The 26,382-nt window shown below is 70.9% G+C and carries 24 protein-coding genes; 9 read left to right on the top strand and 15 right to left on the bottom strand.

Annotation, left to right across the window (positions count from 1 at the left end; all coding sequences use genetic code 11):
• The first annotated feature begins 119 nt into the window (after positions 1 to 119).
• Complete coding sequence (aceB, locus tag ABZ267_RS20510; protein WP_356749388.1) at positions 120 to 1,739, top strand: malate synthase A; 1,620 nt, start codon at positions 120 to 122, stop codon at positions 1,737 to 1,739.
• A gap of 139 nt (positions 1,740 to 1,878) precedes the next feature.
• Here the strand turns inward: aceB and ABZ267_RS20505 are convergent, their stop codons facing one another.
• From ABZ267_RS20505 to ABZ267_RS20495, 3 genes are all read right to left on the bottom strand, one after another.
• On the bottom strand, positions 1,879 to 2,052 hold the full coding sequence (locus ABZ267_RS20505) for a CsbD family protein (protein WP_356749390.1): 174 nt from the start codon (positions 2,050 to 2,052) through the stop codon (positions 1,879 to 1,881).
• A gap of 99 nt (positions 2,053 to 2,151) precedes the next feature.
• Entirely contained in the window at positions 2,152 to 3,690 is a 1,539-nt protein-coding gene (locus tag ABZ267_RS20500; protein ID WP_356749392.1) for a YfcC family protein, read from the bottom strand.
• Between the two features lie 96 nt (positions 3,691 to 3,786).
• Positions 3,787 to 4,779, bottom strand: coding sequence for a fibronectin type III domain-containing protein (locus ABZ267_RS20495; protein WP_356749394.1), 993 nt, complete (start codon positions 4,777 to 4,779; stop codon positions 3,787 to 3,789).
• Between the two features lie 164 nt (positions 4,780 to 4,943).
• On the opposite strand from ABZ267_RS20495, the gene ABZ267_RS20490 reads away from it, so the two are divergent.
• Together ABZ267_RS20490 and ABZ267_RS20485 are read left to right on the top strand one after the other, a co-directional pair.
• On the top strand, positions 4,944 to 5,558 hold the full coding sequence (locus tag ABZ267_RS20490; protein ID WP_356749396.1) for a TIGR03086 family metal-binding protein: 615 nt from the start codon (positions 4,944 to 4,946) through the stop codon (positions 5,556 to 5,558).
• Positions 5,559 to 5,670: 112 nt separating this feature from the next.
• On the top strand, positions 5,671 to 6,048 hold the full coding sequence (locus ABZ267_RS20485; RefSeq protein WP_356749398.1) for a VOC family protein: 378 nt from the start codon (positions 5,671 to 5,673) through the stop codon (positions 6,046 to 6,048).
• On the opposite strand, the gene ABZ267_RS20480 is transcribed toward ABZ267_RS20485, so the two are convergent.
• The 12 genes from ABZ267_RS20480 to ABZ267_RS20425 form a co-directional block, all read right to left on the bottom strand.
• Positions 6,035 to 8,224, bottom strand: a complete 2,190-nt coding sequence (locus ABZ267_RS20480; RefSeq protein WP_356749400.1) for a hypothetical protein — start codon at positions 8,222 to 8,224, stop codon at positions 6,035 to 6,037. The two genes, ABZ267_RS20485 and ABZ267_RS20480, sit on opposite strands and share 14 nt — an antisense overlap.
• Positions 8,225 to 8,284: 60 nt before the next feature.
• A complete protein-coding gene (locus tag ABZ267_RS20475; protein WP_356749402.1) occupies positions 8,285 to 8,968 on the bottom strand; it encodes an alpha/beta hydrolase in 684 nt (227 codons plus the stop codon).
• 144 nt (positions 8,969 to 9,112) lie between these two features.
• Entirely contained in the window at positions 9,113 to 10,525 is a 1,413-nt protein-coding gene (locus ABZ267_RS20470; protein WP_356749404.1) for a nucleobase:cation symporter-2 family protein, read from the bottom strand.
• A 363-nt stretch (positions 10,526 to 10,888) separates the two neighbouring features.
• Positions 10,889 to 12,277: an 8-oxoguanine deaminase gene (locus tag ABZ267_RS20465; RefSeq protein ID WP_356749406.1), complete on the bottom strand. Its 1,389-nt coding sequence runs from the start codon at positions 12,275 to 12,277 to the stop codon at positions 10,889 to 10,891.
• A 45-nt stretch (positions 12,278 to 12,322) separates the two neighbouring features.
• Positions 12,323 to 13,711, bottom strand: coding sequence for a nucleobase:cation symporter-2 family protein (locus tag ABZ267_RS20460; protein ID WP_356749408.1), 1,389 nt, complete (start codon positions 13,709 to 13,711; stop codon positions 12,323 to 12,325).
• Between the two features lie 67 nt (positions 13,712 to 13,778).
• A complete protein-coding gene (pucL, locus tag ABZ267_RS20455; RefSeq protein WP_356749410.1) occupies positions 13,779 to 14,702 on the bottom strand; it encodes a factor-independent urate hydroxylase in 924 nt (307 codons plus the stop codon).
• Positions 14,703 to 14,709: 7 nt separating this feature from the next.
• Positions 14,710 to 15,099 (bottom strand): hydroxyisourate hydrolase, encoded by a 390-nt coding sequence (gene uraH, locus ABZ267_RS20450; protein WP_356749412.1) that lies wholly within the window; start codon positions 15,097 to 15,099, stop codon positions 14,710 to 14,712.
• Between the two features lie 20 nt (positions 15,100 to 15,119).
• Positions 15,120 to 15,656, bottom strand: coding sequence for a 2-oxo-4-hydroxy-4-carboxy-5-ureidoimidazoline decarboxylase (gene uraD / locus ABZ267_RS20445; protein WP_356749414.1), 537 nt, complete (start codon positions 15,654 to 15,656; stop codon positions 15,120 to 15,122).
• 164 nt (positions 15,657 to 15,820) lie between these two features.
• Positions 15,821 to 16,219: a helix-turn-helix domain-containing protein gene (locus ABZ267_RS20440; RefSeq protein ID WP_356749416.1), complete on the bottom strand. Its 399-nt coding sequence runs from the start codon at positions 16,217 to 16,219 to the stop codon at positions 15,821 to 15,823.
• A complete protein-coding gene (locus tag ABZ267_RS20435; protein ID WP_078533243.1) occupies positions 16,216 to 16,467 on the bottom strand; it encodes a hypothetical protein in 252 nt (83 codons plus the stop codon). Before ABZ267_RS20435 ends, ABZ267_RS20440 begins: the two co-directional genes overlap by 4 nt.
• Positions 16,468 to 16,552: 85 nt before the next feature.
• Positions 16,553 to 17,707, bottom strand: coding sequence for a lactonase family protein (locus tag ABZ267_RS20430; protein WP_356749418.1), 1,155 nt, complete (start codon positions 17,705 to 17,707; stop codon positions 16,553 to 16,555).
• Positions 17,708 to 17,831: 124 nt separating this feature from the next.
• The gene (locus ABZ267_RS20425) at positions 17,832 to 18,671 is read right to left on the bottom strand and encodes a GntR family transcriptional regulator (protein ID WP_356749420.1); all 840 of its coding nucleotides are present in this window, start codon (positions 18,669 to 18,671) and stop codon (positions 17,832 to 17,834) included.
• Positions 18,672 to 18,950: 279 nt separating this feature from the next.
• Between ABZ267_RS20425 and ABZ267_RS20420 the strand changes: the two genes are divergently transcribed.
• The 6 genes from ABZ267_RS20420 to ABZ267_RS20395 all read left to right on the top strand — a co-directional run bounded on the left by ABZ267_RS20420 (position 18,951) and on the right by ABZ267_RS20395 (position 26,329).
• A complete protein-coding gene (locus ABZ267_RS20420) occupies positions 18,951 to 20,213 on the top strand; it encodes an extracellular solute-binding protein (RefSeq protein ID WP_356749422.1) in 1,263 nt (420 codons plus the stop codon).
• A 42-nt stretch (positions 20,214 to 20,255) separates the two neighbouring features.
• Entirely contained in the window at positions 20,256 to 21,236 is a 981-nt protein-coding gene (locus ABZ267_RS20415; RefSeq protein ID WP_356749424.1) for a sugar ABC transporter permease, read from the top strand.
• Complete coding sequence (locus tag ABZ267_RS20410; protein ID WP_356749426.1) at positions 21,233 to 22,096, top strand: carbohydrate ABC transporter permease; 864 nt, start codon at positions 21,233 to 21,235, stop codon at positions 22,094 to 22,096. The genes ABZ267_RS20415 and ABZ267_RS20410 overlap by 4 nt, the downstream gene beginning before the upstream one ends.
• Before the next feature lie 58 nt (positions 22,097 to 22,154).
• Positions 22,155 to 23,762 (top strand): beta-N-acetylhexosaminidase, encoded by a 1,608-nt coding sequence (locus tag ABZ267_RS20405; protein ID WP_356749428.1) that lies wholly within the window; start codon positions 22,155 to 22,157, stop codon positions 23,760 to 23,762.
• Between the two features lie 38 nt (positions 23,763 to 23,800).
• Positions 23,801 to 25,255 carry a cellulose binding domain-containing protein gene (locus ABZ267_RS20400; protein ID WP_356749430.1) on the top strand — a complete coding sequence of 485 codons (1,455 nt, stop codon included), beginning with the start codon at positions 23,801 to 23,803 and terminating at the stop codon, positions 25,253 to 25,255.
• 234 nt (positions 25,256 to 25,489) lie between these two features.
• Complete coding sequence (locus ABZ267_RS20395) at positions 25,490 to 26,329, top strand: TIM barrel protein (RefSeq protein ID WP_356749432.1); 840 nt, start codon at positions 25,490 to 25,492, stop codon at positions 26,327 to 26,329.
• The last annotated feature ends 53 nt before the right edge of the window (positions 26,330 to 26,382 follow it).

Genomic DNA, 26,382 nt, shown 5'->3' with positions numbered 1-26,382 from the left:
AAGCCCTCTGAACCTCAGACGGCACCCACGGCCGTATCTCGGAGCCGATGGCACGCCGTGCCGTCTCAGGCGACCCGGCGGCCATGAGACGCCGCCGCCCGCTGAAGGAGTGACAGCTCATGTCCGCACCAGCGCCGTCCACGCTGGCCATCGTCGATGCCGAGCCCCTGCCCCGGCAGGATGAGGTCCTGACCGACGCGGCCCTCGCGTTCGTGGCCGAGCTGCACCGGCAGTTCACGCCGCGCCGCAATGAGCTGCTCGCCCGGCGCGGTGAGCGCCGCGCCGAGATCGCCCGTACCTCCACGCTGGACTTCCTGCCCGAGACGGCGGCGGTCCGCGCGGACGACTCCTGGAAGGTCGCGCCGGCCCCGGCCGCTTTGAACGACCGCCGGGTGGAGATCACCGGTCCGACCGACCGCAAGATGACGATCAACGCGCTCAACTCGGGCGCGAAGGTCTGGCTCGCCGACTTCGAGGACGCCTCCGCTCCCACCTGGGAGAACGTGATCCTCGGCCAGCTCAACCTGACCGACGCCTACGAGCGCCGCATCGACTTCACCGACCCGAAGTCCGGCAAGTCGTACGCGCTGAAGCCCGCCGACGAGCTCGCCACCGTCGTCACCCGCCCGCGCGGCTGGCACCTGGACGAGCGCCACCTCCAGCTGGACGGCGTCTCCGTGCCCGGCGCGCTGGTCGACTTCGGCCTCTACTTCTTCCACAACGCCCAGCGCCTGATCGACCTCGGCAAGGGCCCGTACTTCTACCTGCCGAAGACGGAGTCGCACCTGGAGGCGCGACTCTGGAACGACATCTTCGTCTTCGCCCAGGACTACGTGGGCATCCCGCAGGGCACCGTCCGCGCGACGGTCCTGATCGAGACGATCACCGCCGCGTACGAGATGGAGGAGATCCTCTACGAGCTGCGCGACCACGCCTCCGGACTGAACGCGGGCCGCTGGGACTACCTCTTCTCCATCGTCAAGAACTTCCGTGACGGCGGCGCCAAGTTCGTCCTGCCGGACCGCAACGCGGTGACGATGACCGCCCCGTTCATGCGCGCCTACACCGAACTCCTGGTCCGCACCTGCCACAAGCGCGGTGCGCACGCGATCGGCGGCATGGCGGCCTTCATCCCCTCGCGCCGCGACGCCGAGGTCAACAAGGTGGCCTTCGAGAAGGTCAAGGCCGACAAGGACCGCGAGGCGAACGACGGCTTCGACGGCTCCTGGGTCGCCCACCCGGACCTGGTCCCGATCGCGCTGGCCTCCTTCGACGCGGTCCTCGGCGAGAAGCCGAACCAGAAGGACCGGCTGCGCGAGGACGTCTCGGTGGCGGCGGGCGACCTGATCGCCATCGACACGCTCGACGCCAAGCCCACGTACGAGGGCCTGCGCAACGCCGTCGCGGTCGGCATCCGCTACATCGAGGCCTGGCTGCGCGGCCTGGGGGCGGTCGCCATCTTCAACCTGATGGAGGACGCGGCCACCGCCGAGATCTCCCGCTCGCAGATCTGGCAGTGGATCAACGCGGACGTGGTCTTCGAGAACGGCGAGCACGCCACGGCGGACCTGGCCCGCAAGGTCGCCGCCGAGGAACTGGCCGCGATCCGCGAGGAGATCGGCGAGGCGGCCTTCACCGCCGGCAAGTGGCAGCAGGCCCACGACCTCCTGCTCCAGGTCTCCCTGGACCAGGACTACGCGGACTTCTTGACGCTGCCGGCGTACGAGCAGCTGCGCTGACCCGTCGATCCCTACGGAACCTCCGCCCCCGGCACCGCACAGCGCCGGGGGCGGTGGTTCGCAGGGGCGACGGGCGGACGCAGTCGGCCCCGCTGGAGCAGGACTCCAGCGGGGCCGGGTGCGGAAGACTGATCGAACGTCAGTCGGTGAGGGCGTCCTTGACCTTCTCCTTGGCCTGGCGGGCGTCGCCCTTGGCCTGGTCGGTCCGGCCTTCGGCGGTGAGCCGCTCGTTGCCGACGGCCCGGCCGGCGGCTTCCTTGACCTTGCCCTTGGCCTGCTCGGTCTTGGCCTGGGTCTTCTCATCGGCAGCCATGTCACTCACACCTTGCTGTGTTCGACGTTGTGGTCACCCTTCGCCTGACCGGCGACGCGTCGTTCAAACATGCGACACCGGATCGAGGCTGCTCGCAGCTCACGTCCACACCGCACCCAGCGCCACGAATCCGCAGATCAGCACGGCCAGGATCGCCAGCAGCGGCCAGACGAAGCGCAGGTACTTGTCGTAGCCGATCTTCGCCAGTGCCACGCCGCCGATGGTGACGGCGGTCGTCGGGACCCAGAGGTTCATCCAGCCGCTCGCCGCCTGCCAGGCCGTGACGACCACCGCTCGGGAGACGCCCGCGAAGTCGGCCAAGGGGGCCAGGATCGGCATCGCGAGGGTGGCGTGGCCGGAGGTGGAGGGGATGAGGAAGGCGAGCGGCAGATTGACGAGGAAGACGAAGACCGCGAAGAGCGCCGACGACGTTCCCGAGACCACGCCCTCGATGGAGTGCAGCACGGTGTCCGTGATCTGCGCGTTGTTCATGATGACGGTGACGCCTCGCGCGAGCACGATGACGAGCGCGGGCGGGATGAAGTCGGCCGCGCCCTGGATGATCGTCGCGCTCAGCCGTTGCTCGCCGAACCGGGCGAAGACGCCGACCAGGACCGCCGCGACCAGGAACAGCGCGGCCAGCTGCGGGAAGGACCAGCCGAGTTCGAAGTCGTACGGAGTGGCGTCGGCGTCGCCTGTGAGGGCGCTGGACCACGGGACGACCGAGAAGATCATGAAGGCGAAGACCAGGGTGACCAGGACGAGGATGACCTGGTGGAGCCCGGTCAGCCGCGGTGGCTCCTCCGCGTCCGCCGCGTTGTGGTCGCGGTCGCCGGGGAGGAAGCCGGAGAGCGAGCGCTCGGGGTTCCTGCGGACGCGGCCCGCGTACCGGACGACGTAGGCGATCGTCACCGCCGTCAGCACCACCCACATGATCGCGCGCAGCACGATGCCGTCGCCGAGCGAGATGTCGGCCGCGGAGGAGGCCACTCCGGTGGCGAAGGGGTTGACGGTGGAGCAGAGCACGCCGATGCCGGCACCGAGGATGATCGTGCCGGTCGCCACCATCCGGTCGTAGCCGAGCGCCAGCATCAGCGGGATGATCAGGCCGTAGAAGCCGAGCGTCTCCTCGGCGAAGCCCTCGACCGTACCGAGCAGGGCGAAGACCAGCATCACCCCGGCGATGAGCAGCGCGCCCCGGTCGCGCAGACGGTGGGCCAGGCGGCCGATGCCGCGGTCCAGGGCGCCGGTGGCGAACACCACCGTGATGAACGCGCCGATGGCGAGCACGAAGAGGAACACGCCCGCGCTGCCGTACAGTTCGCCGGCCAGATCCGGCCCGACCTCGCCCGTCTCCGCGTCCTGGACGCCGTAGAGGCCGTTGACCGGCGAGAGGAAGAGGTCGTTCAGGCGGTCGACGAAGCTCTGGTCGGAGTCGACGCGGTGGTACGTGCCCTGGAGCGGGGCGCCTTCCTCGTCGCGGTCGTAGGCGCCGGGCGGGACCAGGAAGGCCAGGGCCCAGACCGCGAGGGTGACGACGGCGAGGATGGTGAGGGCGCTGGGGAAGGTGAATTTCTTTCCGCGCGGGGGCTCCGCGTCCACGTCGGCCCGTGCGCTCAGGTCGTTTCCCGGTCCCATGGTGCAGCCCCTTCGGTCCCTCCGGTCCGTTCCGGGATCAATGGATCACGAGGGGCAAGGGGCCGCACGCCTGGGAGGCGGATGGAGCAGGACGCGTCAGTCCGCCAGGACGATCGTGGGCTGGGCCGAGAAGTCGCCCCACTTGCCGTCCGGAAGCTTGGCCCTGAGCTTGACCGAGTAGCGGGTGCCCGCCGGGTCGGCGAGGTTCAGCCGGTAGGTGGCCCGGCCCTTCGGCGGCGTACCGCCCCAGACGATGGTGGTGGTCAGCTTGCCGTTCAGGTAGAGCTGGTAGGCGGGGATCACTCCGCCGGTGTCGGGCTGGTCCCAGGAGAGGTCGACCGTGAACTCCGCGCCCTCCTTGCCGATCTCGGTGCGCAGCCCGGTGGGAGCGGTGCTCGCGGGGGCGCCGGGGGCGGAGGCGGTGGTGAGGTCGAGCGCGTTGCTGTCCGGCGAGGACTTGTCGGAGGCGTCCCGGGCCCGGACGGTGAAGGTGTAGACGGTGCCCGGGCGCAGCCCCGTGAGCTTGGCCGTCGTCTCGGCGGCCGGGACGCTGTGGATCCGGGAGTCCTCCTGGTAGATGTCGTACGAGGTGACGCCGACGTCGTCCTTGGCCGCGCCCCAGGTGAGCGTGGCGGCACGGCCTCCGTCGGCGGTGCCCGTCAGCCTGGTCGGGGCCGTGGGAGGCGTGTCGTCCTTGGGCGGGGTGGCCTGGGTGGTGACGGGGACGGCCTTGCTGGGCGCGGAGAGGTTGCCGGCCGCGTCCTTGGTCCGGACGGAGAAGGTGTAGTCCGTCGAGGCCGTCAGTCCGTCGACGTCGATCATGGTCTTGGTCGCCGGGACGCTCTTGACCTTGGCCTTGCCGCGGTAGACCTCGTAGCCCGCGACCGTCTTGTTGTCGGAGGCGGGCTCCCACATGACGTGCACCGAGGTGGAGCTGCTGGCCTGTGCGGTCACCCCGGCGGGGACGGCGGGCGGCTGCGTGTCGGCTTCGGCGCTGCCGCCACAGGCGGAGAGGAGGGGGGTGAGAAGCAGGGCGGAACAGGCCAACGTGGCAGATATGTGGGGGCGTTGCACGGTGGTGCCTTCCATCCGGACAGCAATGGTCCAGACCTGTATGCCATGGCGTGGGGGTTGCCGACAAGAGGACGGCGAGGAACCTTCCGCTATGTGACGGTGTGCGCCGCTCCCGGGCCGGGCGGAGCTGGTGTCGCGTCCGGCCGATGAGTTCTCGGCCGTCGGACGGTCTGCCCTGTATGAACGACGACACCAGCACCGACACCGCTGCCCCCGTCCTCGACCTGGGGCCGGCCGCCCGGCGCGTCGCCGGTCTGCTCGACGCGATCGACGACAGCCGGCTGGACGGCCCCACGCCCTGTCCGGACTACGCCGTACGGCATCTGCTCGGCCACCTGACCGGGCTGGCCACCGCCTTCCGCGACGCGGCCCGCAAGGATCTCGGAGCGAGCACGGCCCTCCCGCCGGACTCCGCGCTGCCCGTACTCGAGGAGGACTGGCGCGAGGTGCTGCCCCGACGGCTGGCGGAGGTGGCGACGGCCTGGCGCTCCGCCGACGCCTGGACGGGCATGACCCGGGCCGGCGGCGTGGAGCTGCCCGGCGAGGTGGCCGGGGCCGTCGCACTCGACGAACTGGTCATCCACGGCTGGGACCTGGCCCGGTCGACCGGACAGCCGTACGAGGCGGGAGAGGCCGAACTCCGTACCTGCGCGGCCCTGCTCGCCCCGGCGGACGACGACCCGGACCGCGGCGGCATCTTCGGCCGGCCCGTCCCGGTGCCGGACGACGCGCCGCTGCTGGACCGGGTGATCGGCCTCAGCGGCCGCCGACCGGACTGGCGGCCAAAGGACTGAGCACGCGCGGTTCCTTTCCGTTGCCTCCCGCACCGAAAAGTGCGTTCTTCCACGTCAGGACCCACGCGCCTACGGTCTCCGTATCACCGGAAGAGACCACGGGAGCGCCGCCATGACCATCCTCAAGACGTACGCACGCCTCTGGACCGACGACCTCGACCAGGCGCTGCCGCTGCTGGAGGAGCTGACCGGCGAACCGCCGCACCTGCGGCTGGCGTTCCACGAGATCGCGCTCGCCGCCATCGGCAACTTCCTGGTCATCGCGGGCCCGGCCGAGGAACGCGCGCGGTACGCCCACGCCTCCGCCACCGTCGTCGTCGACGACCTCGGCGCTCTCCAGGCCACGCTGACCGCAGCCGGCGCCACCATCACCACGCCGGCGACCGGCGGACCGACGGGACGGTTCCTCTACGCCCGCCACGCCGACGGCGCGGAGGTCGAGTACGTCGAGTGGACGCCCGACCTGGTCCGCGGGATCATCCCCGGCTGACCGCCGCGCGTATCCGGGCACGCAGCCGCTCGTCGGAGGCCGCGATCGTGCCGTCCAGCCCGGAGCTCACCACTCTCCGGTCCCGCTCTCCCAGCGCCGTGAGCCGCGCCCGGTGCTCGTCGGAGAGCGCGTCCGCGCCGAGCGCCACCAGTGCGTCCACGGCCTCCGCCGGTGCGACGCCCGCTTCCGCCGCGTCCAGCAGGAGCCCGGCCGCCTGCCGGATGTCCGGTTCGCCGGGCGCGATGGCGTGCAGCGCGAGGACCGCCGACGGCACCTGCTCAGGGTCGGTGAGCAGCGCCGTGAGTACGGGGACGAGCGGCCGGGCCGCCGCGACCGGGCCGAGGGCTGCGGCGGCCCGGGTGGCGCGTATCACCGTCCAGCGACGCCAGAGCGGCTCGCTGTCGCTCAGGATCCCGGCCAGCACCGGCGCCGCCTCCGCCGCTTCGCCGGTGATCCGGTGCAGAGCGGCGGCGACCGCCGTGTCGGCGTCCATCTGCGGGATGTTCCGGTCGGTGCCAGGTGCCTGGAGCGCGGCCCGCAGAGCGGGGAGGAGGGATGCTGCGGCGGGCCCGACGGCAGCGGCGGCCGCCGCCACCTCACGTACCGCTTCAACGGCCCCGTTTCCGGTCCCGCCGCCGGCCTGGGCGAGCCGCTCGGCGAGCAGAGGCAGCAACAGGCCGTGGTCGCCCGTCAGGTGGTGGAGCGCCCGGGCCGCCTCGAACCGGTCGTCGGCGGGGCCGGCCGAGGCACGTTTCCGCAGCGCGTCCGCGACCTCGGTCCGGTGCTCGGGCGGGCAGACGGCGACCAGCACCTTCGGCAGCAGTCGCGGGTACGCCGGCAGTGCGGCGAGCAGGTCGGGCAGGGCGGCGGCCGCGTCCGGGCCCCAGGCCGTGAGCAGCGCCGCGAGCCGGAGCAGGGTCCGGCCGTCGGGGTCCGCCGTGGCGAGGAGCCGCCGGACCGCCACCAGCAGCTCGGAGTCGTACGGCACGACCGGAGAGGAGCCGACGGGCCCGCCGCACGCCGCTCCGAGCGCGCGGGGCCGGCCTTTCGGATCGCGGGCGAGCAGGAGCGCGGCCCGTACCGGGTCGACGGCCACCAGCGCTTCCAGTGCCCGGTCCCCCGCATCGCCCTCGTCCGCCGCGCGGACCGCCAGCGCATCGGCGGCGGGAGCCCCGTACGGGCCGAGCTTCGCCACCGCCGACAAGGAGCCCGGCACCTCTCCCGCACCCGCCCCGCCGTCCACGGCCACCGCCATCAGCGCGGGAGCCAGCCGCGCGGGCGCACTCCGCGAGAGCTCGCACGCCGCCGTCGCCGCCCACACCGCCTCGGCACGGGCCTCGGGATCATCGCTGCGCAACGCTCCGTCCAGCAGCGCGAACACCGCCTCCCGGTCCGCCTCGGTGTCCCGCGTCAGCAGGGTCAGGGTGATGTGGTGCAGGGCTTCGTTACGGGCGAGGCCGAACCGGTCGGCGACCAGGCGGTCCAGCGGAAGCAGGGCCAGCGCCGCCTCCTGGTGGGCCCGGGTCCACGGCAGTCCGATGTCCACGCAGGCCAGCACGGCCGCCATCCGCACCTCCGGCGGACTGTCCGGGCCGACGGCCTCCGTCGCCGCCGCGGCGGTGCCTTCAGGATCCAACCGCGCCATGGCGGAGAGGAGTTCGGCACGGACCAGCGGATCGCTCTCGACGGCGAACCGGTCGCGCAGCACGGGCACGGCGGAGTCTGCCGCGGCCCTCCCCGCCGCGCCCACCGCCCAGGCCGCGGACTGACGTACGGCACGGTCCTCGTCGACCACCGAGGCCAGGAGCAGCGGAAGTTGAGCGACGACGGCCCGGCGGCAGGCCACCTCGTCGCTCTCCTCAGGCGCACGCGCGCCCGGCTCCGCCCCGCCCTCCGCAATCCCGCCGATCAGCAGGAGCACATCCGGCGCGCGGATGCCCGCCGCGGCGATCCGGGCCAGGAACGGCACGGCCTTCGCCGACGCCTCGTACACCGAACCCTGGTGCAGGATGGAGCCGTACAGCTCGCTCAGCGCCTCCTCGGCCACCGCGTCGTCGTCCCCGGCGAGAGCGCGCAGGCAGTCGGGGACGTCCTCGGCGCTGCCGTAGGCGTGGGTGCGGGAGGCCCAGGGCTGGGCGTCCAGCTCGGCGAGGAACCGGGCACGGTCGAAGTCCATGGAACCGATCATGGCAGCCACCACCGACAACGCCCCGGTTCCCGTTGCCGCCAGGGCCGGTCAGCTGGTGAAGAACTCCGTGATGTGCGCGGCCACCTGGTCGGCGTGGGTCTCGTGCATGCGGTGGCCGCCGGGGACGGTGATCAGCCGGCAGTCCGGGATCAGCGAGGCCATGTCGGCCTGGCGCTCCTGCGGCATGCGGCTCTCCGGGCCGCCGCTGATGATCATCGTGGGTGCGACGATCTCGCCGAGGTCCTCGGCCGCGTCCGGACCGGGGTCTGCGAGCTGGTCGCGTACGGCGGGCACCGCGTTCTCGTCGTAGTCCACCGGGCCCTCGGGCCGTCCTGCCGGGCCCGGGTCGCCCGGGAACGGCGCCGGGGTCTCCACCAGCACCAGCCGCTCCACCCGGTCCGCGTGCTCGTGCGCCAGCAGCCGGGCGACCGCGCCGCCCATGCCGTGGCCGACCAGGCCCACCCGGTCCAGCTCCAGCTCGTCGAGGAAGCCGACGACGTCCTCGGCCATCAGCTCCAGGTCGTACTCGTCGGGCCAGTCGCTCTCGCCGTGGCCGCGCAGGTCCAGTGCGAAGACCCGCCACTCCTGGCCGAGCAGCGCACCGGCCGCCTCCCAGTCCGCGGCGGAACCGCCGAGTCCGTGCAGCAGCACGACAGGCGAGCCGAACGAATCGCCCCAGGTCCGGTACGCGAGGCGCACATCGCCGACATCCACCACTGACTGATCTTCCATACCCCTGACGCTACAGCCGCCGGACGGCCGTCCGCTCCACGGCCCCGGCCCCGGGCCCCGGCGTCCTCGGTTCCGCTCCGCCGGACACGCCCCAAGCCCCGTGCGGGCGCACGGGGCTTCACCGGGCTGCGTACAGCGGATACGTCAGTGGACGCCCACTCCGGCCGCCGCCGGGACCACGTGTTCGCCGTTGGCCGCCTCCTCGTCCACCCCATCGGGCTTGCGGCCGAAGTGGTTGAAGGCGAGGTTCAGCACGATGGCCACCACACAGCCGGTCGAGATGCCGGAGTCCAGGACGACCAGCAGGCTCTCCGGGAAGGCGTGGTAGAACTGCGGCGCCGCGATCGGGATCAGGCCGATACCGAGGGCCGCCGCCACGATCAGCGCGTTCTCGCCCTTCTCCATGGCGGCGGTGGCCAGGGTCTGGATGCCGCTGGCCGCGACCGTACCGAAGAGGACGATGCCCGCGCCGCCGAGCACCGGCAGCGGTACGAGCGCGATGACGGAGGCGGCGACCGGGACCAGGCCGAGCACGATGAGGATGCCGCCGCCCGCCGCGACGACGAAGCGGCTGCGGATCTTCGTCATGGCGACCAGGCCGACGTTCTGGGCGAAGGCGCTGCACATGAAGCCGTTGAAGATCGGGCTGATGGCGCTGCCGAGGGTGTCGGCGCGCAGACCGCCTTCGATGATCTTCTCGTCCGCCGGCCGGCCGACGATCTTGCCGAGGGCCAGCATGTCGGCGGTGGACTCGGTCATGCAGACCAGCATCACGATGCACATGGAGATGATGGCGGCGATCTCGAACTGCGGGCCGCCGAAGGCGAACGGTGTCGGGAAGCCGACCACATCGGCGTTCTTGATGGCGCTGAAGTCGGTGATGCCGGCCGGGATGGCGATCAGCGTGCCGATGACCAGGCCGAGCAGGATCGCGATCTGCTGGAGGAAGCCGCGCAGCAGCTTGCGCAGCGCCAGCACGATCACCAGGGTCACGGCGGCCATGGTGATGTTGGTCATCGAACCGTAGTCGTCCGCCGTCGCGTTGCCGCCCTGCGACCAGTTGAAAGCGACCGGCAGGAGCGAGACACCGATCAGGGTGATGACCGTGCCGGTGACGACCGGTGGGAAGAAGCGGACCAGTTTGCAGAAGTACGGGGCCAGCAGGAAGCCGAGCACGCTCGCGACGATGATCGCGCCGAAGATCACGGCTATGCCGTCGTGTCCCCGGTCCTTGCCTATCGCGATCATCGGGGCCACACCGGCGAACGAGACGCCGTTGACGAAGGGCAGCCGGGCGCCGACCTTCCAGAAGCCGATGGTCTGGAGCAGGGTGGCGATGCCCGCGGTGAAGAGGCTCGCCCCCATCAGGAAGGCGGTCTCCTTGGCGGTGAGGCCGACGGCCGGCCCCACGATCAGCGGCGGGGCCACCACGCCCGCGTACATGGCGGCCACATGCTGGAGGCCGCTGGTGAACATCTTCAGTGGAGGGAGGGTCTCGTCGACCGGATGTTTCCGGCCGTCACCTGCTTCTGCTTCTGTGACGGCATGGTCCGTCACGTCGGGGGCGGCTGCATCTGCGTCTTTGCGAAACCTGGGCTCAGCGGCCACGGCGGTTCCTCCGGTCGGTTACACGTCGTCGGCGACGTGGGGTTCAGGGAGGTGGAGCGTCGAGTGGTGCGGTGGTGCTTGCGGCTCTCTCAGGTGGTGCAGGTCGTGCAGCGGGGGGGTGCGGAGGCGTGCGTGCGGGCAGCGTTCATCACCGGTCCGGCGGCGCCCACCATGGGGTGCGCGTCCGCCGGACCGGCTGCCGTGGACCCCGCTCGGGCCCACGGCGGCCGGTCTCGGGCCGTCCCCCTCGACCGGCCGGTCGGGGATACCGCCGGATCAGTGGCTGTCCGGCGGTTCGGGGATACCGCGGGGTCAGGCCCCGGCGGCGATCTGCGCGAGGCGGCGGGCCTCGTCGCGGGTGGTGCGGGCGATGGCGTCCTCGTCCACCGTGGTGAGGTGGCTGCCCTCGACGACCGGCTTGCCGTCGACGAGGGAGAGGGTCACCGGGGCGGCCGCGCCGAAGATGAGCGCGGTCACCGGGTCGGCGATCGAGGAGTGGGCCAGGGTGTCCAGCTTCCACAGGACGAGGTCGGCGAGCTTGCCGGCCTCCAGGGAGCCGATCTGGTCGGCGCGGCCCAGTACCTGGGCTCCGCCGAAGGTCCCGAGGCGCAGGGCCTGGCGGGCGTTGAGGGCGGCCTCGCGGTGGGCGCCGAGGCGGTTGATGAGGAGCGCGTTGCGCAGCTCGGTGTGGAGTTCGCCGGACTCGTTGGAGGCGGTGCCGTCCACGCCGAGGCCTACGGGGACGCCGGCGGCGAGCATGTCGGGGACCCTGGCGATGCCGGCGGCGAGGCGGGCGTTGGAGGACGGGCAGTGGGCGACGCCGGTTCCCGTACGGGCGAAGGCGGCGATGTCGGAGTCGTTCATGTGGACGCAGTGCGCCATCCACACGTCGTCGCCGAGCCAGCCGGTGGACTCGAAGTAGTCGGTCGGGCCCATCCCGAACAGCTCCTTGCAGAACTGCTCCTCCTCGACGGTCTCCGAGCCGTGCGTGTGCAGGCGCACGTTCTTGCGGCGAGCCAACTCGGCGCCCTGGCGCATCAGTTGGGTGGAGACCGAGAACGGCGAGCACGGGGCGACGGCGACCTGTGTCATGGAGCCGAAGGAGGCGTCGTGGTGGGCGTCGATGGTGGCCTCGGTGGCGGCTAGCGCGCCTTCCAGGGTCTCGACGGCGAAGTCCGGCGGCAGTCCGCCGTCCTTCTCGCTGCGGTCCATGGAGCCACGGGCGAGAGTGAACCGTACGCCCATCTCACGCGCGGCCCCGATGATGGCACCGGACAGGTCGCCGGAGCCCTTCGGGAAGACGTAGTGGTGGTCCATGGCGGTGGTGACGCCGCCGCGGGCCATCATGGCGAGCGAGCCCTGCGCGGCGGCGCGGGCCATCGGCTCGTCGATGCGCGCCCAGGTCGGGTAGAGGGCGACCAGCCAGTTGAAGAGGTTGTGGTCGGTGGCCAGGCCCCGGGTGATCCACTGGTAGAAGTGGTGGTGGGTGTTGACCAGGCCCGGCGTGGCGAGGTGCCCGGTGGCGTCGATCCGCCGCACGACACCGGTCAGGCCCTCCGGAGCCTTGCCGGCGCCGATGGACTCGATGCGGTTGTCCGCCACGACGATGTACCCGGAGGCGTACTCCGTGTCGTGGGCGTCGACGGTGGCGATCGAACAGTTCTCGATGACGATGCGCTGAGGGTCTGCCGAAGCTGCCATGGCGCTTCCTTCTTCTCTCTGTGGCGATGTGGGCACGGCAGGACCCTAGGAGGATTTGAGTGCCACAGCGGTGCGGCCGTGGGTGCCGAGATGGTGGAAGAACAGGTTGAGCACGACCGCGACCAGCGCTCCCGCGCTGATCCCGGAGCCGAGGACGGTCTGCGCCCACGCCGGGAATCCGGCGTAGAAGGTGGGCGCGGCGAGCGGGATGATGCCCGCGCCGAGCGCCACCGCGACCAGGATGATGTTGGAGCTGTCGTCCAGCCCGGCCTCGGAGAGCGTACGGATGCCGCTCACCGCGATGGAGCCGAAGAGGACGATCCCGGCGCCGCCGAGGACGGGCATCGGGACGAGCGAGACGACCGCGCCGAGCACCGGGAAGGCGCCGAGGACCAGCAGCGCGCCGCCGGCCGCCGCGACGACGTACCGGCTGCGTACCCGGGTCAGCGAGACGACGCCGACGTTCTGCGCGAAGGCGCTGGTCGGGAAACCGCCGAAGACGGGGCCGAGGAGGGTGGCGATGCCGTCCGTACGGAGACCTCGCGTGATCGTACGGCCGTCGGTGCGGCGGTCGCAGATCTCGCCGAGGGCCAGCATGCCGGCCGAGGACTCCGTCATCAGGACGAGCATGACGATGCAGAGGGAGAGGATCGCGGCCGGATGGAACTCCGGTGCGCCGAAGGCGAAAGGGGTCGGCAGGGCGGCGAGTGGCGCGGACTTCAGCGCGGAGAAGTCGGCGAGCCCGAACGGGATCGCTGCCAGCGTACCGACGAACATGCCGACCAGCAGGGCCACTTGCTTGAGGAAGCCGCGGCCGAAGCGCTGGATGAGCAGGATGACGACGAGCGTGAAGGCGGCCAGCGCCAGGTACTTCATCGCGCCGAAGTCGGCGGCGGTGGCGTCGCCGCCCTGCGCCCAGGCGACCGGCACGGGCATGAGCGTGACGCCGATGAGCGTGATGACGACACCGGTGACGAGCGGCGGGAAGAAGCGCAGCAGCCGGCCGAAGAACGGCCCGACCGTCAGGCAGAAGACGCCCGCGACGAGCACCGCACCGTAGATCGCCGGGAGTTGGTGTCCGGGCGCGCTGGTCTCGGCGATGGCGAGCATCGGCGCGATACCGGCGGAGGAGGCCGCGTTGACGAACGGCAGCCGGTTCCCGGCGAACGCGCCGAGGCCGATGGTCTGCACGATGGTGGCGAGTCCGGCGATCAGGAGGCTCGCGGCGATGAGCCGGGTCATTCCGGCGGTGTCCAGGCCGACGGCCTGGCCGATGATCAGCGGAGGGGTGACGACGCCCGCGTACATGGCGGCGATGTGCTGGAGAGCCGCGGGGACGAGCCGCGCGGGAGGGAGCTTCTCGTCGCACGGGTGAACTGCCGTGCTGGTAAAGGGTTTCGGGGCTTCGGCCGGCCCCGTTGCAGGCTGTGCCATGGGTGTTTCCTCCGGGATGACCGGCCCCGCCCGACTGCGGGCGGGCAGGGGCCGGTTCAGTGCCGCGTCAGAGGTTGGTCATGTCGACCGGGATCTTCGGCTCGACGCCGTCCCGGAGCACGGTGGCCTCGATCAGACCGTAGGGACGGTCCGCCGCGAAGTAGACCTCATTGTCGTTCTTGAGGCCGAACGGTTCGAGATCCACCAGGAAGTGGTGGTTGTTCGGCAGCGAGAAGCGGATCTCGTCGATCTCGCTGCGGCTGTTGATGATCCGCGAACCCATCTGGTACAGGGTCTGCTGGAGAGAGAGCGAGTACGTCTCGGCGAAGGCCTGGAGCATGTGCTTGCGCGCCTGCTCGTAGGACTTCTCCCAGTTCGGCATGCGCTGCTCGTCGCTGGTCCAGTTGTACCGCCAGCGCGCGGAGACGTCGGTCGCCAGGATGCGGTCGTACGCCTCCTTCAGCGTCGTGTACTTGTCCTTGACGTAGCCCCAGAACTCGGAGTTGGTCGAGTTCATCACCGTGAGGTCCTTGAGGCCCGAGATGACCTCCCAGTTCTCACCGTCGTAGGTGATCTGGGAGACGCGGGTCTCCATGCCCTTGCGGGCGAAGGAGTGCTTGACCTCGTCGGCGCCGATGAACTTGGAGTTGCCCTCCGAGGTCGCGATGCGCTCCCAGGCGTACTCCTCGATCCGGATCCGGGCGCGGTGGATCGGCTCCTGCGAGGAGACGAAGTGCCGGGCGAGGTGGATGCCGAACTGCTCGGCGGACTCGATCCCGTGCTCCTTGGCGAACGCGAACACCGTGTTCTTGGTGGTGTCGGTCGGCAGGACGTTGGCGTTGGAGCCGGAGTAGTGGACGTCGTCCATGTCGCCGGAGAGCGCGACCGAGACGTTCAGGTCCTTGATGTGGTGGGTGTCGCCGTCCCGCACGATCTTGACGACGCGGTTCTCTGCTTTGCCGTACTGGTTCTGGCCGAGAATCGTGGGCATGTCGGTGCTAGCTCCCTCGGTAAACGGAGTAGCCGAACGGGTTGAGCAGCAGCGGTACGTGATAGTGCTCGCCCGGCACGACCGCGAAGGCGATCGTCACTTCCGGGAAGAACGCGCCGCTGTCCCTTACGCGGGGGGCGTCCTGCTGCGCCTCGGCTTGCTTCTTGGAAAAATACGCCTCGGTGTCGAATTCGAGACGCACATGGGTCGTTCCCTCCGGCAGCGCCGGCAGGTCCTTGCAGCGCCCGTCCGCATCGGTCGCGGAGGCTCCGAGCGTCACGTACGGCGAGCCGCTGCCGCTGCGGGCGGCGAGCGAGACGGCGACGGACGCGGCCGGGCGGCCGATGCTGGTGTCCAGGATGTGCGTGGACACCGATGCGGTCGTGTCGGTACTCAAGACCGTCACTCTCCTAGATCTCAAGAGTCCTGTGCGGGAGCTTCCTCTGCGAGGGTCTCCCGTACGAGACGGGTCAGCCGGATGCGGTTGATCTTGCCCAGTTCGGTGCGCACGATCTCCTGCTCCTGCTCGGGCGAGTTCCCGATCCGGGACTTCACCGCGTCGCGCATCTGCTCACCGGTGGCGCCGGTGGCGCAGATCAGGAAGACATGTCCGAACCGCTCCTGGTAGGCCAGGTTCAGTTCGAGCATCTCGGTCTTGAGCTCCTCGGAGACGCCGGCCATCCCCCGCTGCTCGCGGGAGGAGGTCGGATCGCCGGGGATCGGACGCCCGATCGGCGGGTGGCCCGCCATCGCCTCGGCCAGGTCCTCCGCGGTGAGCTCGGCCATGGCGGCGTCGCTCGCGGAGAGCAGGGCTTCCTCGGTGGCGTACGGACGACCGGCGAGGACGGTCTCTCCCCAGGCCGTACTGGCACAGACCTCGTGCAGTGCGGGGGTGGCCTCGCCGTCCGCCAGGGTGTTGAACCGGGTGAGGCCCGGTGTGGAGCTCGAAGTCACGGGAGCCTCCGTGGCTGTTTTTCGCTGTGCGTTGTTCGGGCTGCGGATAGCTAACGCCCTCCGCAACACGACGTCAACACTTTGTTGAAATCTCGCGAACGGAGAAAGCCGCCGTCCCGGCATGCGGACAGCGGCTTTCCTGTGCGTTCGGCGCGTTCGGCCAACTACTCACCCTTGGCCGAATGTTCCCGGTTCAGGTAGTTGTACACGGTGAACCGGGAGACGCCCAGAGCGCCGGCCACGGTCTCCACTCCGTGCCGTACGGAGAAGGCACCGCGTGCCTCCAGCGTCCGGACGACGGACTGCTTGGCCTTACGGTCCAGGTCGGCGAGCGGCATCCCGTGCCGTCGCTCCATCGCGGCGAGGATGTGGTCCAGCGAGTCGGAGAGCTGCGGCAGCCGTACGGCTATGACGTCCTGGCCCTCCCACGCGAGCACCACATCGTCCGGCTGGGCCTGCTCGGGCCCGAGCAGCTCGGCGCCCATCGCGTCGACCAGCGGCTTGACGGCCGATACGAAGGGATGGTCGACGGTGACCGGAACGTGATCGGCGGATTCGGTCACCGGCCCTCCTCCCCGATCACGTTGACCTGGAGCGAGACCCGGGTGGCGCCCGAGGCCAGGGCCCGGCGCAGCAGGGAGTCCACGGCGGTGAGCACCTCGTCCGCGCCTCCTTCCGCCGTGTTGCCGAACGGTCCGACGTCCACGGCGTCGAGTTCGGCGCTCTGGATGACCTCGCGGGCCACCACCGCGTGGGCGGGCGCCTCGTCGAGATCGAAGGGCTCGGTGGTGAATTCCACCCTCAAGCGCACTGTGCCTCCCTGATGTCCTCGCCGCGGGTGCGGGCGCGCGGCTCGGCCACGACTGTAACCGCTGGAACGGGCCGCGCTCCGGGCGTCACGGCAGCGGCAGGACACAGACCGCGACCGGCGCCGGGAACGGTTCGCCGGCCGGTGTCAGCGAGCCGTCGGAGCCGATCCGGAAGGCGGTGACGGTGGAGGAGCGCTGGTTGGCGGCGAAGAGCAGCGAGCTGTCCGGCGAGAGGGCCAGCTGGCGCGGCCAGTCACCGCCGGCGGGCACGGTGTCGAGGAGGGCCAGGGCCGCTCCGCCGTCCTCCACCGCGTAACGGGTGAGGCTGTTGGGGCCACGGTTGGCGAGGTACGCGTACGAACCGTCGCCGGTGACGACCAGCTGGGCCGGATAGCCGGTCTCCGAACCGGTGGACCGGCCGGGGCCCGGTGCGAGGGTGCCGGAGTCGGGGTCGTACGCGCAGACGACCGTGGTGTTGTCCAGCTCGCAGGCCAGGTAGGCGAAGCGTCCGCCGGGATGGAAGGTGAGGTGGCGCGGGCCGGATCCGGGCTCCAGGGCCGCACGGGCGACCTCGGTGAGCGTTCCGGCGGAGGTGTCGAGGCGGTACGTGTACACGGTGTCGGTGCCGAGGTCGACGGCGAGGACGTGGCCGCCGTCGGGCGAGGTGACGATCTGGTGGGCGTGCGGGCCGCTCTGACCGGGTCCGGGCGGCGGCGAGCCGTGCGTGACCAGGTCGGTGCGCTCGCCGAGCGAGCCGTCGTCCGCGATCGGGTGCACGGCGACGCTGCCGGAGGTGTAGTTCGCGCTGAGCAGCCAGCGCCCGGACGGGTGGACGGAGAGGTGCGTGGGGCCGGAGCCGCCGGTGGGGCGGGTGCCGAGGACGTCGTACGTTCCGTCCGGCGCGAGCGCCACGGCGGTGACCGCGCCCGCGTCCTGCTCGGCGACCGCGTAGACGGTGGCGCCGGAGGGGTGGAGAGCCAGGTAGGAGGGGTTCTCGACGCCGGTGATCACGGGGCCGGGCGCGATCGTTCCGGTGGCGGTGTCGTACGTGGCGGTGCCGATGCCGGTGCCGCCGCCTTCGGCGGAGGTGTAGGTGCCGAGGAGGAGGCGGCGGGTGGTGCTCGGGGCCGGGCGGGCGGTGGCGGTGGGAGCGGTCGCCAGGACGGCGGCTCCCGCGAGCAGGCCGCCGAGCAGGCTCCGACGGCTCGGACGCCCAAGCGCAGGACTGGGTACGGCGTTCATGCGAGGCACCTCGTGGGGGAGTTCGGCTGCTTCGGATGTGTCCGCCACCCTGGCCCGTCGAGTCCCGAACAGCAAGAGGCGCAACCGGAGTTGCATTCTGCGCAACGACGCGCAGGACCACCGCTCAGGCCCCCGCCTGGATGTCCCCCCTGGTCGACGACGTGATCGCGTCGCCGTGGGCGAAGTCGCCCGGTGGGATGCCCGGGTGGTGGCCCTCCCGGTCCGGGGCGACCTCGGCGGCCGGGCCGAGGGCGAGGCGGGAGACGATGCGGTAGCGGTCGCCGCGGTAGAGCGAGTGGACGTACTCCACCGGACGGCCGGTCGTGTCGGAGGTCAGCCGTTCGAAGAGCAGCGCCGGGGAGAGCTCGGGCACGTCGAGGAGCTTCGCCTCGGCGCGGGTGACGACGGTGGGCTCGATCGCCTGGACCGCCTCGTGGACGTGCACGCCGTGCGTGGTGCGCAGGTGCTCGTACAGGTCGCCGCTCTCCAGCTCCTGCGCGCTGAGTCCCGGCACCAGACCGGCCCGGATGTGCAGGTGCTCGATGGCCATCGGCGCGCCGTCGACCAGCCGCAGCCGGGCCACGTAGACGATCTCGGCGGCGGGTGACATCCGCAGCTTGCGGCCGACCCTGGCCCCCGCCTGGAGCGTGGTGAACTCCAGCAGCCGGCTCGACCAGGCGCCCGCCGCCTGCGGCACCGTCAGCGACCGGTCGCCCGCCACCAGCTCCTGGGTGATCTTGGCGGGCGCGACGAACATGCCGCGTCCGTGTTCGCGGACCAGGAGCCCGGCGGCGACCAGCTCGTCGACGGCCGCGCGCACGGTGGGCCGCGACACACCGAGCAGCGAGCACAGGGCCCGCTCCGAGGGGATCGCGTCGCCGGGGCTGCGTGACTCGATCAGCTCCAGCACCGCATCGCGCGTCCGCTCCCGTTTCAGCACGGTCCCCGGCACATCCGCGTCCATGCGCTCCCCTCCCGACGGCTCCATTTTCCTTACCAGTTGACCGAGGTGCCGGACCAACTGGCTTGCTGGTCAGGCGAAGTGTAGCGCTTACCTCCGACCACCAGAGCAGGCAGGTTACGTCCGGATCACCAAATGGGCTTTGTACGCAGGGGGTTGACGGCCTCATTGGTCTATGCCACCTTCAACCCCCATCGAGAGGTGAGCTGTCCAGTGGACATCACTGGTCAGGTGGTCAGGTCGGACTCAGGTCGGACTCAGTTCTGCTTTCCGAGGTGAACCGTGAAGTACCGCTTGCTTGCCGGTGGGTCCGTGCTCGTCCTGGCCGCCGCGCTCAGTTCCTGTAGTTCGCCGTCCGACTCCGCGAGCGGGGACGGGCGGACGACGGTGGACGTCTGGCTGATGCGCGACAGCGTGTCGGACACGTTCCAGAAGGAGTTCACCGCCGACTTCGTCAAGCGCCACCCGAAGATCGACGTGAAGATCCAGATCCAGGAGTGGGACGGCATCGGCCAGAAGATCACCGCCGCTCTGGCCAGCAACGACGCCCCGGACGTCATCGAGGCGGGCAACACGCAGGTGGCGCAGTTCGCCGAGAGCGGCGGGCTGCTCGACCTCAGCGACCGCAAGGACGAGCTGAACGGCGCGGACTGGCTGAGCGGTCTGGCGGAGCCGGGGGCGTACGAGGGAAAGCAGTACGGCATCCCGTACTACGCGGCCAACCGGGTGGTCATCTACCGCACCGACCTCTTCGAGAAGGCCGGCATCGACGCGAAGGAGATCACGACCCGCGAGCACTGGATCGACGCCACGACCGAGCTCAACCAGGGCGGTACGCAAGGCATCTACCTGCCCGGCCAGATGTGGTACGCGCTCGCCGGCTTCATCTGGGACGAGGGCGGCGACCTCGCCACCGAGTCCGGCGGCACGTGGTCCGGTGCGCTGGACACGCCCGAGGCGCTGCGCGGCATGGCGTTCTACGAGGAGCTCCAGGCGCTCGGCAAGGGGCCCAAGGACTCCGACGAGGACGACCCGCCGCAGGCCGACGTGATGGCGGCGGGAAAGACGGCTCAGCTCATCTCCACTCCGGGCGGCGCCAACGTGATCATGGAGAAGAACCCTGAGCTCAAGGGCAAGCTGGCCTTCTTCCCGATCCCGGGCAAGACCGCGGACACGCCGGGCTCGGTCTTCACCGGCGGCTCCGACCTCGTCGTCCCGGCCGCCGCGGCCCATCCCGAGGAGGCCGTCACCTTCATCAAGGAGCTGACCGGCGACGCCTGGCAGAAGAAACTCGCCGTCGCCATGAGCTACGTACCGAACCGCACCTCGCTCGCCTCCGCCGTGGCCGACGACCCGGGAGCCGCCGCGATGGCGGTCGGCGCCGCCAACGGCCACGCCACGCCGAACACGCCCGGCTGGGCGGCGGTCGAGGCGGAGAACCCGATCAAGGACTACATGACGGCCGTCCTCACCGGAGGCGATCCGGCCAAGGAGGCGGCGAAGGCCTCGCAGGACATCACCCGGGCCATGAACGCCGGTTCCTGACCCGGCCCCAGCCGGTCACCAGCCACAGGAAGGAGGCGTGCCGTGCCGGTCGCCGTCGAACCGACCTCAGCACCCCGCACACCCCGGCGGCGACCGGCCCCGCGCCGCGCCACAGGCCGAAAGCCGATCGGCCGCGCGCACGGCCTCTGGCCGTACGCACTGATCGCTCCCGCCATCGGCGGCATGCTCTATCTGCTGGTCTATCCGCTGGTGCGGGCCGTCCTGATCTCCTTCCAGGACTTCCGGCTCCGCCAACTGATCAGCGGGAACGCGGAGTTCGTCGGGCTGCGGAACTACCGCACGCTGCTGGCGGATCCGCGGTTCTGGGAGGTGGTCCGCCGCACCTTCCTCTTCATGGCGATCAACGTCGTTCTGATCATGGTGATTGCCACGCTGGTCGCGCTGATGGTGGAGCGGCTGCGGAGGGCCGGCCGGACGGTGGTGCTCTGCTCGCTGGTGCTGGCCTGGGCCATGCCGGTGGTGGCGGCGACCACGGTGTTCCAGTGGCTGTTCCACTCGGAGTTCGGCATCGTCAACTGGGCGCTCACCTCGCTCGGTCTCGAATCCTTCGAGCGCTATCCGTGGTTCGCCGACGGGACGGCGGCCTTCGCCATCCTGGTGACGCTGATCGTCTGGCAGTCGGTGCCGTTCGCCGCGATCACGCTGTACTCCGCGCTCACCACCGTGCCGCTGGAACTGTACGAGTCGGCGCGGCTGGACGGGGCCGGCGCGGGCCGGATCTTCCGGTCGGTGACCTTCCCGATGCTCCGGCCGATCTTCCTGCTGGTCTTCTCGCTGGAGGTGATCTGGACGTTCAAGGCGTTCGTCCAGATCTGGGTGATGACCCGCGGCGGGCCGGGCGACGCCACGACGATCCTGCCGGTCTACGCGGTGCAGACGGCGCTCTCCAGCCAGCGGTACGACCTCGGTTCGGCCGCCTCGATGATCACCGTGGTCCTGATGTCCGGGGTGCTCGTCCTCTACTTCCGCCAGATGTTCCGCCAGGAGGACGAGAGCCGATGAGCACCGATACCGCACGTCCCGAAGTGCCCGTACGCGCCCGGCTCCGGCGCCTGCCGCTCAACCTCGCCGCCGCCGTGACCGTCGTGGTCTGCCTCTTCCCGGTGTACTGGATGATCTCGACGGCCTTCAAGCCGTCCGCCGACATCCAGTCGGCCGACCCGCAGCTCTTCCCGCACACCTGGACGCTGGACCACTTCCAACGGGCCGTGGACGCCGACGGGTTCGCGCTCTTCTGGCGCAACAGCATCCTCGTCACGCTGGGTGCGGTGCTCCTCGCGCTGCTGGTGGCGCTGGGCGCGGCGTTCGCCGTGGCGCGGATGCGGTGGAAGGGCCGGCGGCAGTTCATGCTGATGGTCTTCATCGCGCAGATGGCGCCCTGGGAGTCACTGATCATCCCGGTCTACATCATCTCCCGGGACACGAACATGCTCGACCGGCTGCCGACGCTGACGTTGATCTACTTCATGATCACGCTGCCGTTCACCATCGTGGTGCTGCGCGGTTTCATCGCCACCATCCCGCCGGAGCTGGAGGAGGCCGCCCAGGTCGACGGCTGTACGCGGTCCGGCGCGTTCTGGCGGGTGGCGATGCCGCTGCTGGCGCCGGGACTGATGGCCACCTCGCTCTTCGGTTTCATCACCGCCTGGAACGAGTTCGCCTACGCCAACTTCCTGATCATCAAGCAGCAGGACAACCGGACGCTGCCGGTCTGGCTGTCGTCCTTCCAGAACACCTTCGGCACCGACTGGGGCGCCACGATGGCCGCCTCCACCCTCTTCGCGCTGCCCGCTCTGGTGATCTTCCTGCTGCTCCAGCGCCATGTCACCTCCGGCTTCGCCGCCGGTGCCGTCAAGGGCTGAGAGACCGGGACCACCCGCGCCCGCCTCCGTACGCCCGCGAACCGAATCCGGAGACCCCGTGCCCGCATCGCGCCCCGACCTCGCCCTCCTCCCCCGGCCCACCAAGGTCTCCTCGCTGGGCGGCCGGCTCACGCTCGACCGCGACACCACCGTCCGCGCGCTGCCGGGCGCCGAACCGGCGGCCGAGCTGCTGCGTTCGCTGGTCGGCCCGGCCGCCGGGCTGCCGCTGGCGCCGTCGCCGGAGGGCCGGATCGTGCTCGCGCTGGACGGTCAGCTCGGCGGCCTCGGTGAGGAGGGGTACGGGCTGACCGTCGGCCCGCAGGCGCTCCTTCTGCGCGCCGCGCACCCGACCGGGCTGCTCCGAGGCGTCCAGACGGTCCGTCAACTCCTGCCTGCCGAGGCGCTGTCGGGCGGTTCGACGGCGACCGGGTCCTGGGAGGTGCCGTGCGTCGAGCTCACCGACGTACCGGACCGGCCCTGGCGCGGAGCGATGCTGGACGTGGCGCGGCACTTCCGTCCGGTCGGTTATCTCAGGCGGTACGTCGACCTGTTGGCACTGCACAAGCTGAACGTCCTGCACCTCCACCTCACCGACGACCAGGGCTGGCGGATGCCGGTCGACGCCTATCCGCGGCTCACCTCGGTCGGGTCGCGGCGGGCCCGGTCGCAGCAGGGGCCGAGCGGGCCGGACGGGGTGCACTTCGACTCCGTTCCGCATGAAGGGGCCTACACCAAGGCGGAGTTGCGCGGGCTGGTGCGGTACGCGGCGGAGCGCGGGGTCACCGTCGTGCCGGAGATCGAGATGCCCGGCCATGTGCGGCCCGCGCTCGCCGCCTATCCGGAGCTGGGCAACCATCCGGAGCGCCGGCTGGAGGTGTGGGACCGGTGGGGCGTCTGCGACACGGTGCTCGGTGTGCACGAGGAGGTCTTCGCCTTCTGCCGGACGGTGCTGGAGGAGGTCATGGACGTCTTCCCGTCACCGTACATCCACATCGGCGGTGAGGAGTGCCCGACCACCGAGTGGGAGAACAGCCCGGCGGCGCGGGAGCGCGCGGCGGCCGAAGGGCTCGCGGATCCGGCGGCGCTGCACGGCTGGTTCATGGGCCGGATCGGCGCGTTCCTCGTGGAGCGCGGGCGGATTCCGCTCGGCTGGGCCGAGACCGGCACCGAACTGCCGCTGGACTTCACGGTGATGACCTGGCGCGACCCGTCCCACGCGCGGGCCGCCGCCCGCCGCGGCCACCAGGTGGTCGCCGCGCACCACCGGGCCACCTACCTGGACTACGCGCAGTCCGGCGACCCGTCCGAACCGGTCGCCCAGCCCGGCGCGCCGGTCACCCTGCGGACGGTCCACGGCTACGAACCGGCTCCCGAGGAGTGGCCGGAGGCCGAGCGGGCCCGGGTGCTCGGGACCCAGGCCCAGCTGTGGACCGAGTACGTCCGCACGCCCGAGGAGATCGAATACCTCAGCTACCCGCGGCTCTGCGCGCTGGCCGACCGCTCCTGGTCCGGCGGGCGCGGCGACTGGCCGGGGTTCGTCGAGCGGCTGCGCCACCACACCGCCCGGCTGGACGCCCTCGGCGTCCCCTACCGTCCGCTGGACGCACGGTCGCTCGCGGCCACCAGCGCGTCCCCGTCCTCAGGAACAGCGCGACCCCACTCGTAACCCCTCCCCCACCACCGTTCCGGAGAGGAACTCAACCCGTGAACACATCACGCAGCAATCCACGCAGGAGCAGGTCCAGGCTGCGCACCGCCGCCGCCTCGGCCGCCGCCGTGGCCCTGGCCGCCACCGGGCTCGCCGCGCTGCCGTCCTCGGCGAGCGCCGCGGCGGACGGGATCGTCGTCCAGTACCGTACGAGCGCGTCCGGCGCGAGCGCCGACCAGAGCGAGCCGTGGCTGAAGGTGCGGAACGCCGGCGCCACCTCCGTACCGCTGAGCGGTGTCAAGGTGCGCTACTACTTCAAGGCCGACTCGGCGTCCGCCGCCTACCGGTTCGCCTGTTCCTGGGCGGTGAAGGGGTGCGCGAACATCACCGGCACCTTCGGGACGCTCGCCAACCCGACGGCCACCGCCGACCGTTACCTGGAGATCGGCTTCACCCCGGGCGCGGGCTCGCTGGCGCCGGGCGCGGACACCGGGGACATGCAGCTCCGCTTCCACCAGGCGTCCTGGGCGCGGCTGATCCAGTCCGACGACTACTCCTTCGGCCCGGACCGGACCACGTACGGCGACTGGTCCAAGGTCACGGCCCAGGTGAACGGCTCGCTCGTCTGGGGCCAGGCTCCCGCCGGCAACGGGCCGACCGACCCGCCGGACCCCACCGACCCGCCCACCGACCCGCCGGGTGACGGGGCGCGGCTGTTCGACGACTTCAACTACAGCTCGCACACCGACCCGAAGATCAACGCCAACGGCTGGTCCGTACGGTCCAACTCCGGCGGTCCGGGCGTGCCGGGCGCGACCTGGGCGGCCGAGAACGTCACCTTCGCCTCGCAGAGCGGGAACTCGGTGATGAACCTGGAGACCTCGACGGCCGGTACCGGCGCCTCGACCAAGCACACCGAGATCCTGACGAAGTCGATGAAGTTCAAGAACGGGACGTACGCGTCGCGGGTGAAGTTCAGCGACGCGCCGCGCTCGGGTCCGGACGGCGACCGGATCGTGCAGACGTTCTTCACGATCAACGACCTCAAGGCGCCGATGGCGGACGACTACGCGGAGTACGACTTCGAGTATCTGCCGAACGGCGGCTGGGGCGAGCCGGCCAACATCCTCTACGCCACCTCGTGGGAGACCTACCGGCCCGACCCGTGGGAGGCGGTCAACGCGCACAGCGAGGTCCGGCAGTCGTACGCGGGCTGGCACGACCTGGTGGTGACCATCGACAACAACCAGATCACGTACTACGTCGACGGCCGGCACTTCGGGACGCACGGCGCGGCCTTCCTGCCGGAGCGGCCGATGTCGATCAACTTCAACCAGTGGCTGATCGACCTGCAGGGCCAGCCGAGCACCACGCCGCGCGCCTACGACCAGCAGGTGGACTACGTCCTGCATGTGAAGGACCAGGTGCTCACGCCGGCGCAGGTGAACACGATGGTCGGGTCGTACCGCAGTGCGGGGAAGACCTTCGAGGACACGGTGCCGGGTAGCTAGGGGCAATGCGTACGGCGTGAGAGCGGGGCGGGGGTCGATGGCGGCCCTCGCCCCGCTTTCGTATGCCCGGAGGGGCTGTCGGGAGGAGTGCGAAGGCACTCCTGCCACCGATTCCGTACGCCGCCGACCGGCGCGAATTTCGCCGCACCCTCTTGACAGCCCTGCCACCCTCCGGGCAATCTTCCGTTAAGCAGAAACTAACTTCCGCAATACGGAAGGAGCGCCGAAATCCTCATGGGATACCCGGACCAGCGCTTCGATGTGAACCTTTCGATCCTCTTCACGGAACTCCCGCTCCTGGAGCGTCCCGCGGCAGCCGCCGCGGCGGGCTTCACGGCGGTCGAGCTGTGGTGGCCCTGGATCGAGACCCCGACCCCGCCGCAGGCCGAGCTCGACGCCCTCAAGAAGGCGCTCGACGACGCCGGCACCCAGCTGGTGGGGCTGAACTTCTACGCCGGACAGCTGCCCGGCCCCGACCGCGGCGCGCTCTCCGTGCCCGGTGCGGAGTCGGACCGCTTCCGCGCCAACATCGAGGTGGCGGCCGACTTCGCCGCCTCGGTCGGCTGCACGGCGCTCAACGCGCTGTACGGCAACCGCGTCGAGGGCGCGGACCCGCAGGTGCAGGACGCGCTCGCGCTGGAGAACCTGGTGCTGGCCGCCCGTGCGGCGGACCGGATCGGTGCGATCCTCCTGGTCGAGACCCTCAACAAGCCGGAGTCGCCGCTCTATCCGCTGGTCGGCGCACCGGCCGCGATCGAGGTCGTCGACAAGGTCAACGCGGCGACGGGCCTCGGGAACGCGAAGTTCCTGCTGGACCTGTACCACCTGTCGATGAACGGCGAGGACCTGAGCCAGGTCATCAAGGCGCACGCCGCCAAGACCGGCCACGTGCAGATCGCCGACAACCCGGGCCGCGGCGCGCCGGGCACCGGCACGCTCCCGCTGGAGCGGCTCCTGGACGAGCTGAAGGACGCCGGTTACGCGGGCTGGGTCGGCCTGGAGTACAAGCCGGGCGACCGGCCGAGCGCCGAGTCCTTCGACTGGCTCCCGGCGTCGGCCCGAGCGGCCGGCTGACCGGCCGCGGACGGGCCGGGCGGACCCTCGGTCGCGCCCAACCCCCTTACGTA

Source organism: Streptomyces sp. NPDC006174 (assembly GCF_040614075.1).
In the GTDB taxonomy this organism is placed as follows: domain Bacteria; phylum Actinomycetota; class Actinomycetes; order Streptomycetales; family Streptomycetaceae; genus Streptomyces.
This window is presented reverse-complemented; position numbering and strand designations above follow the sequence as displayed.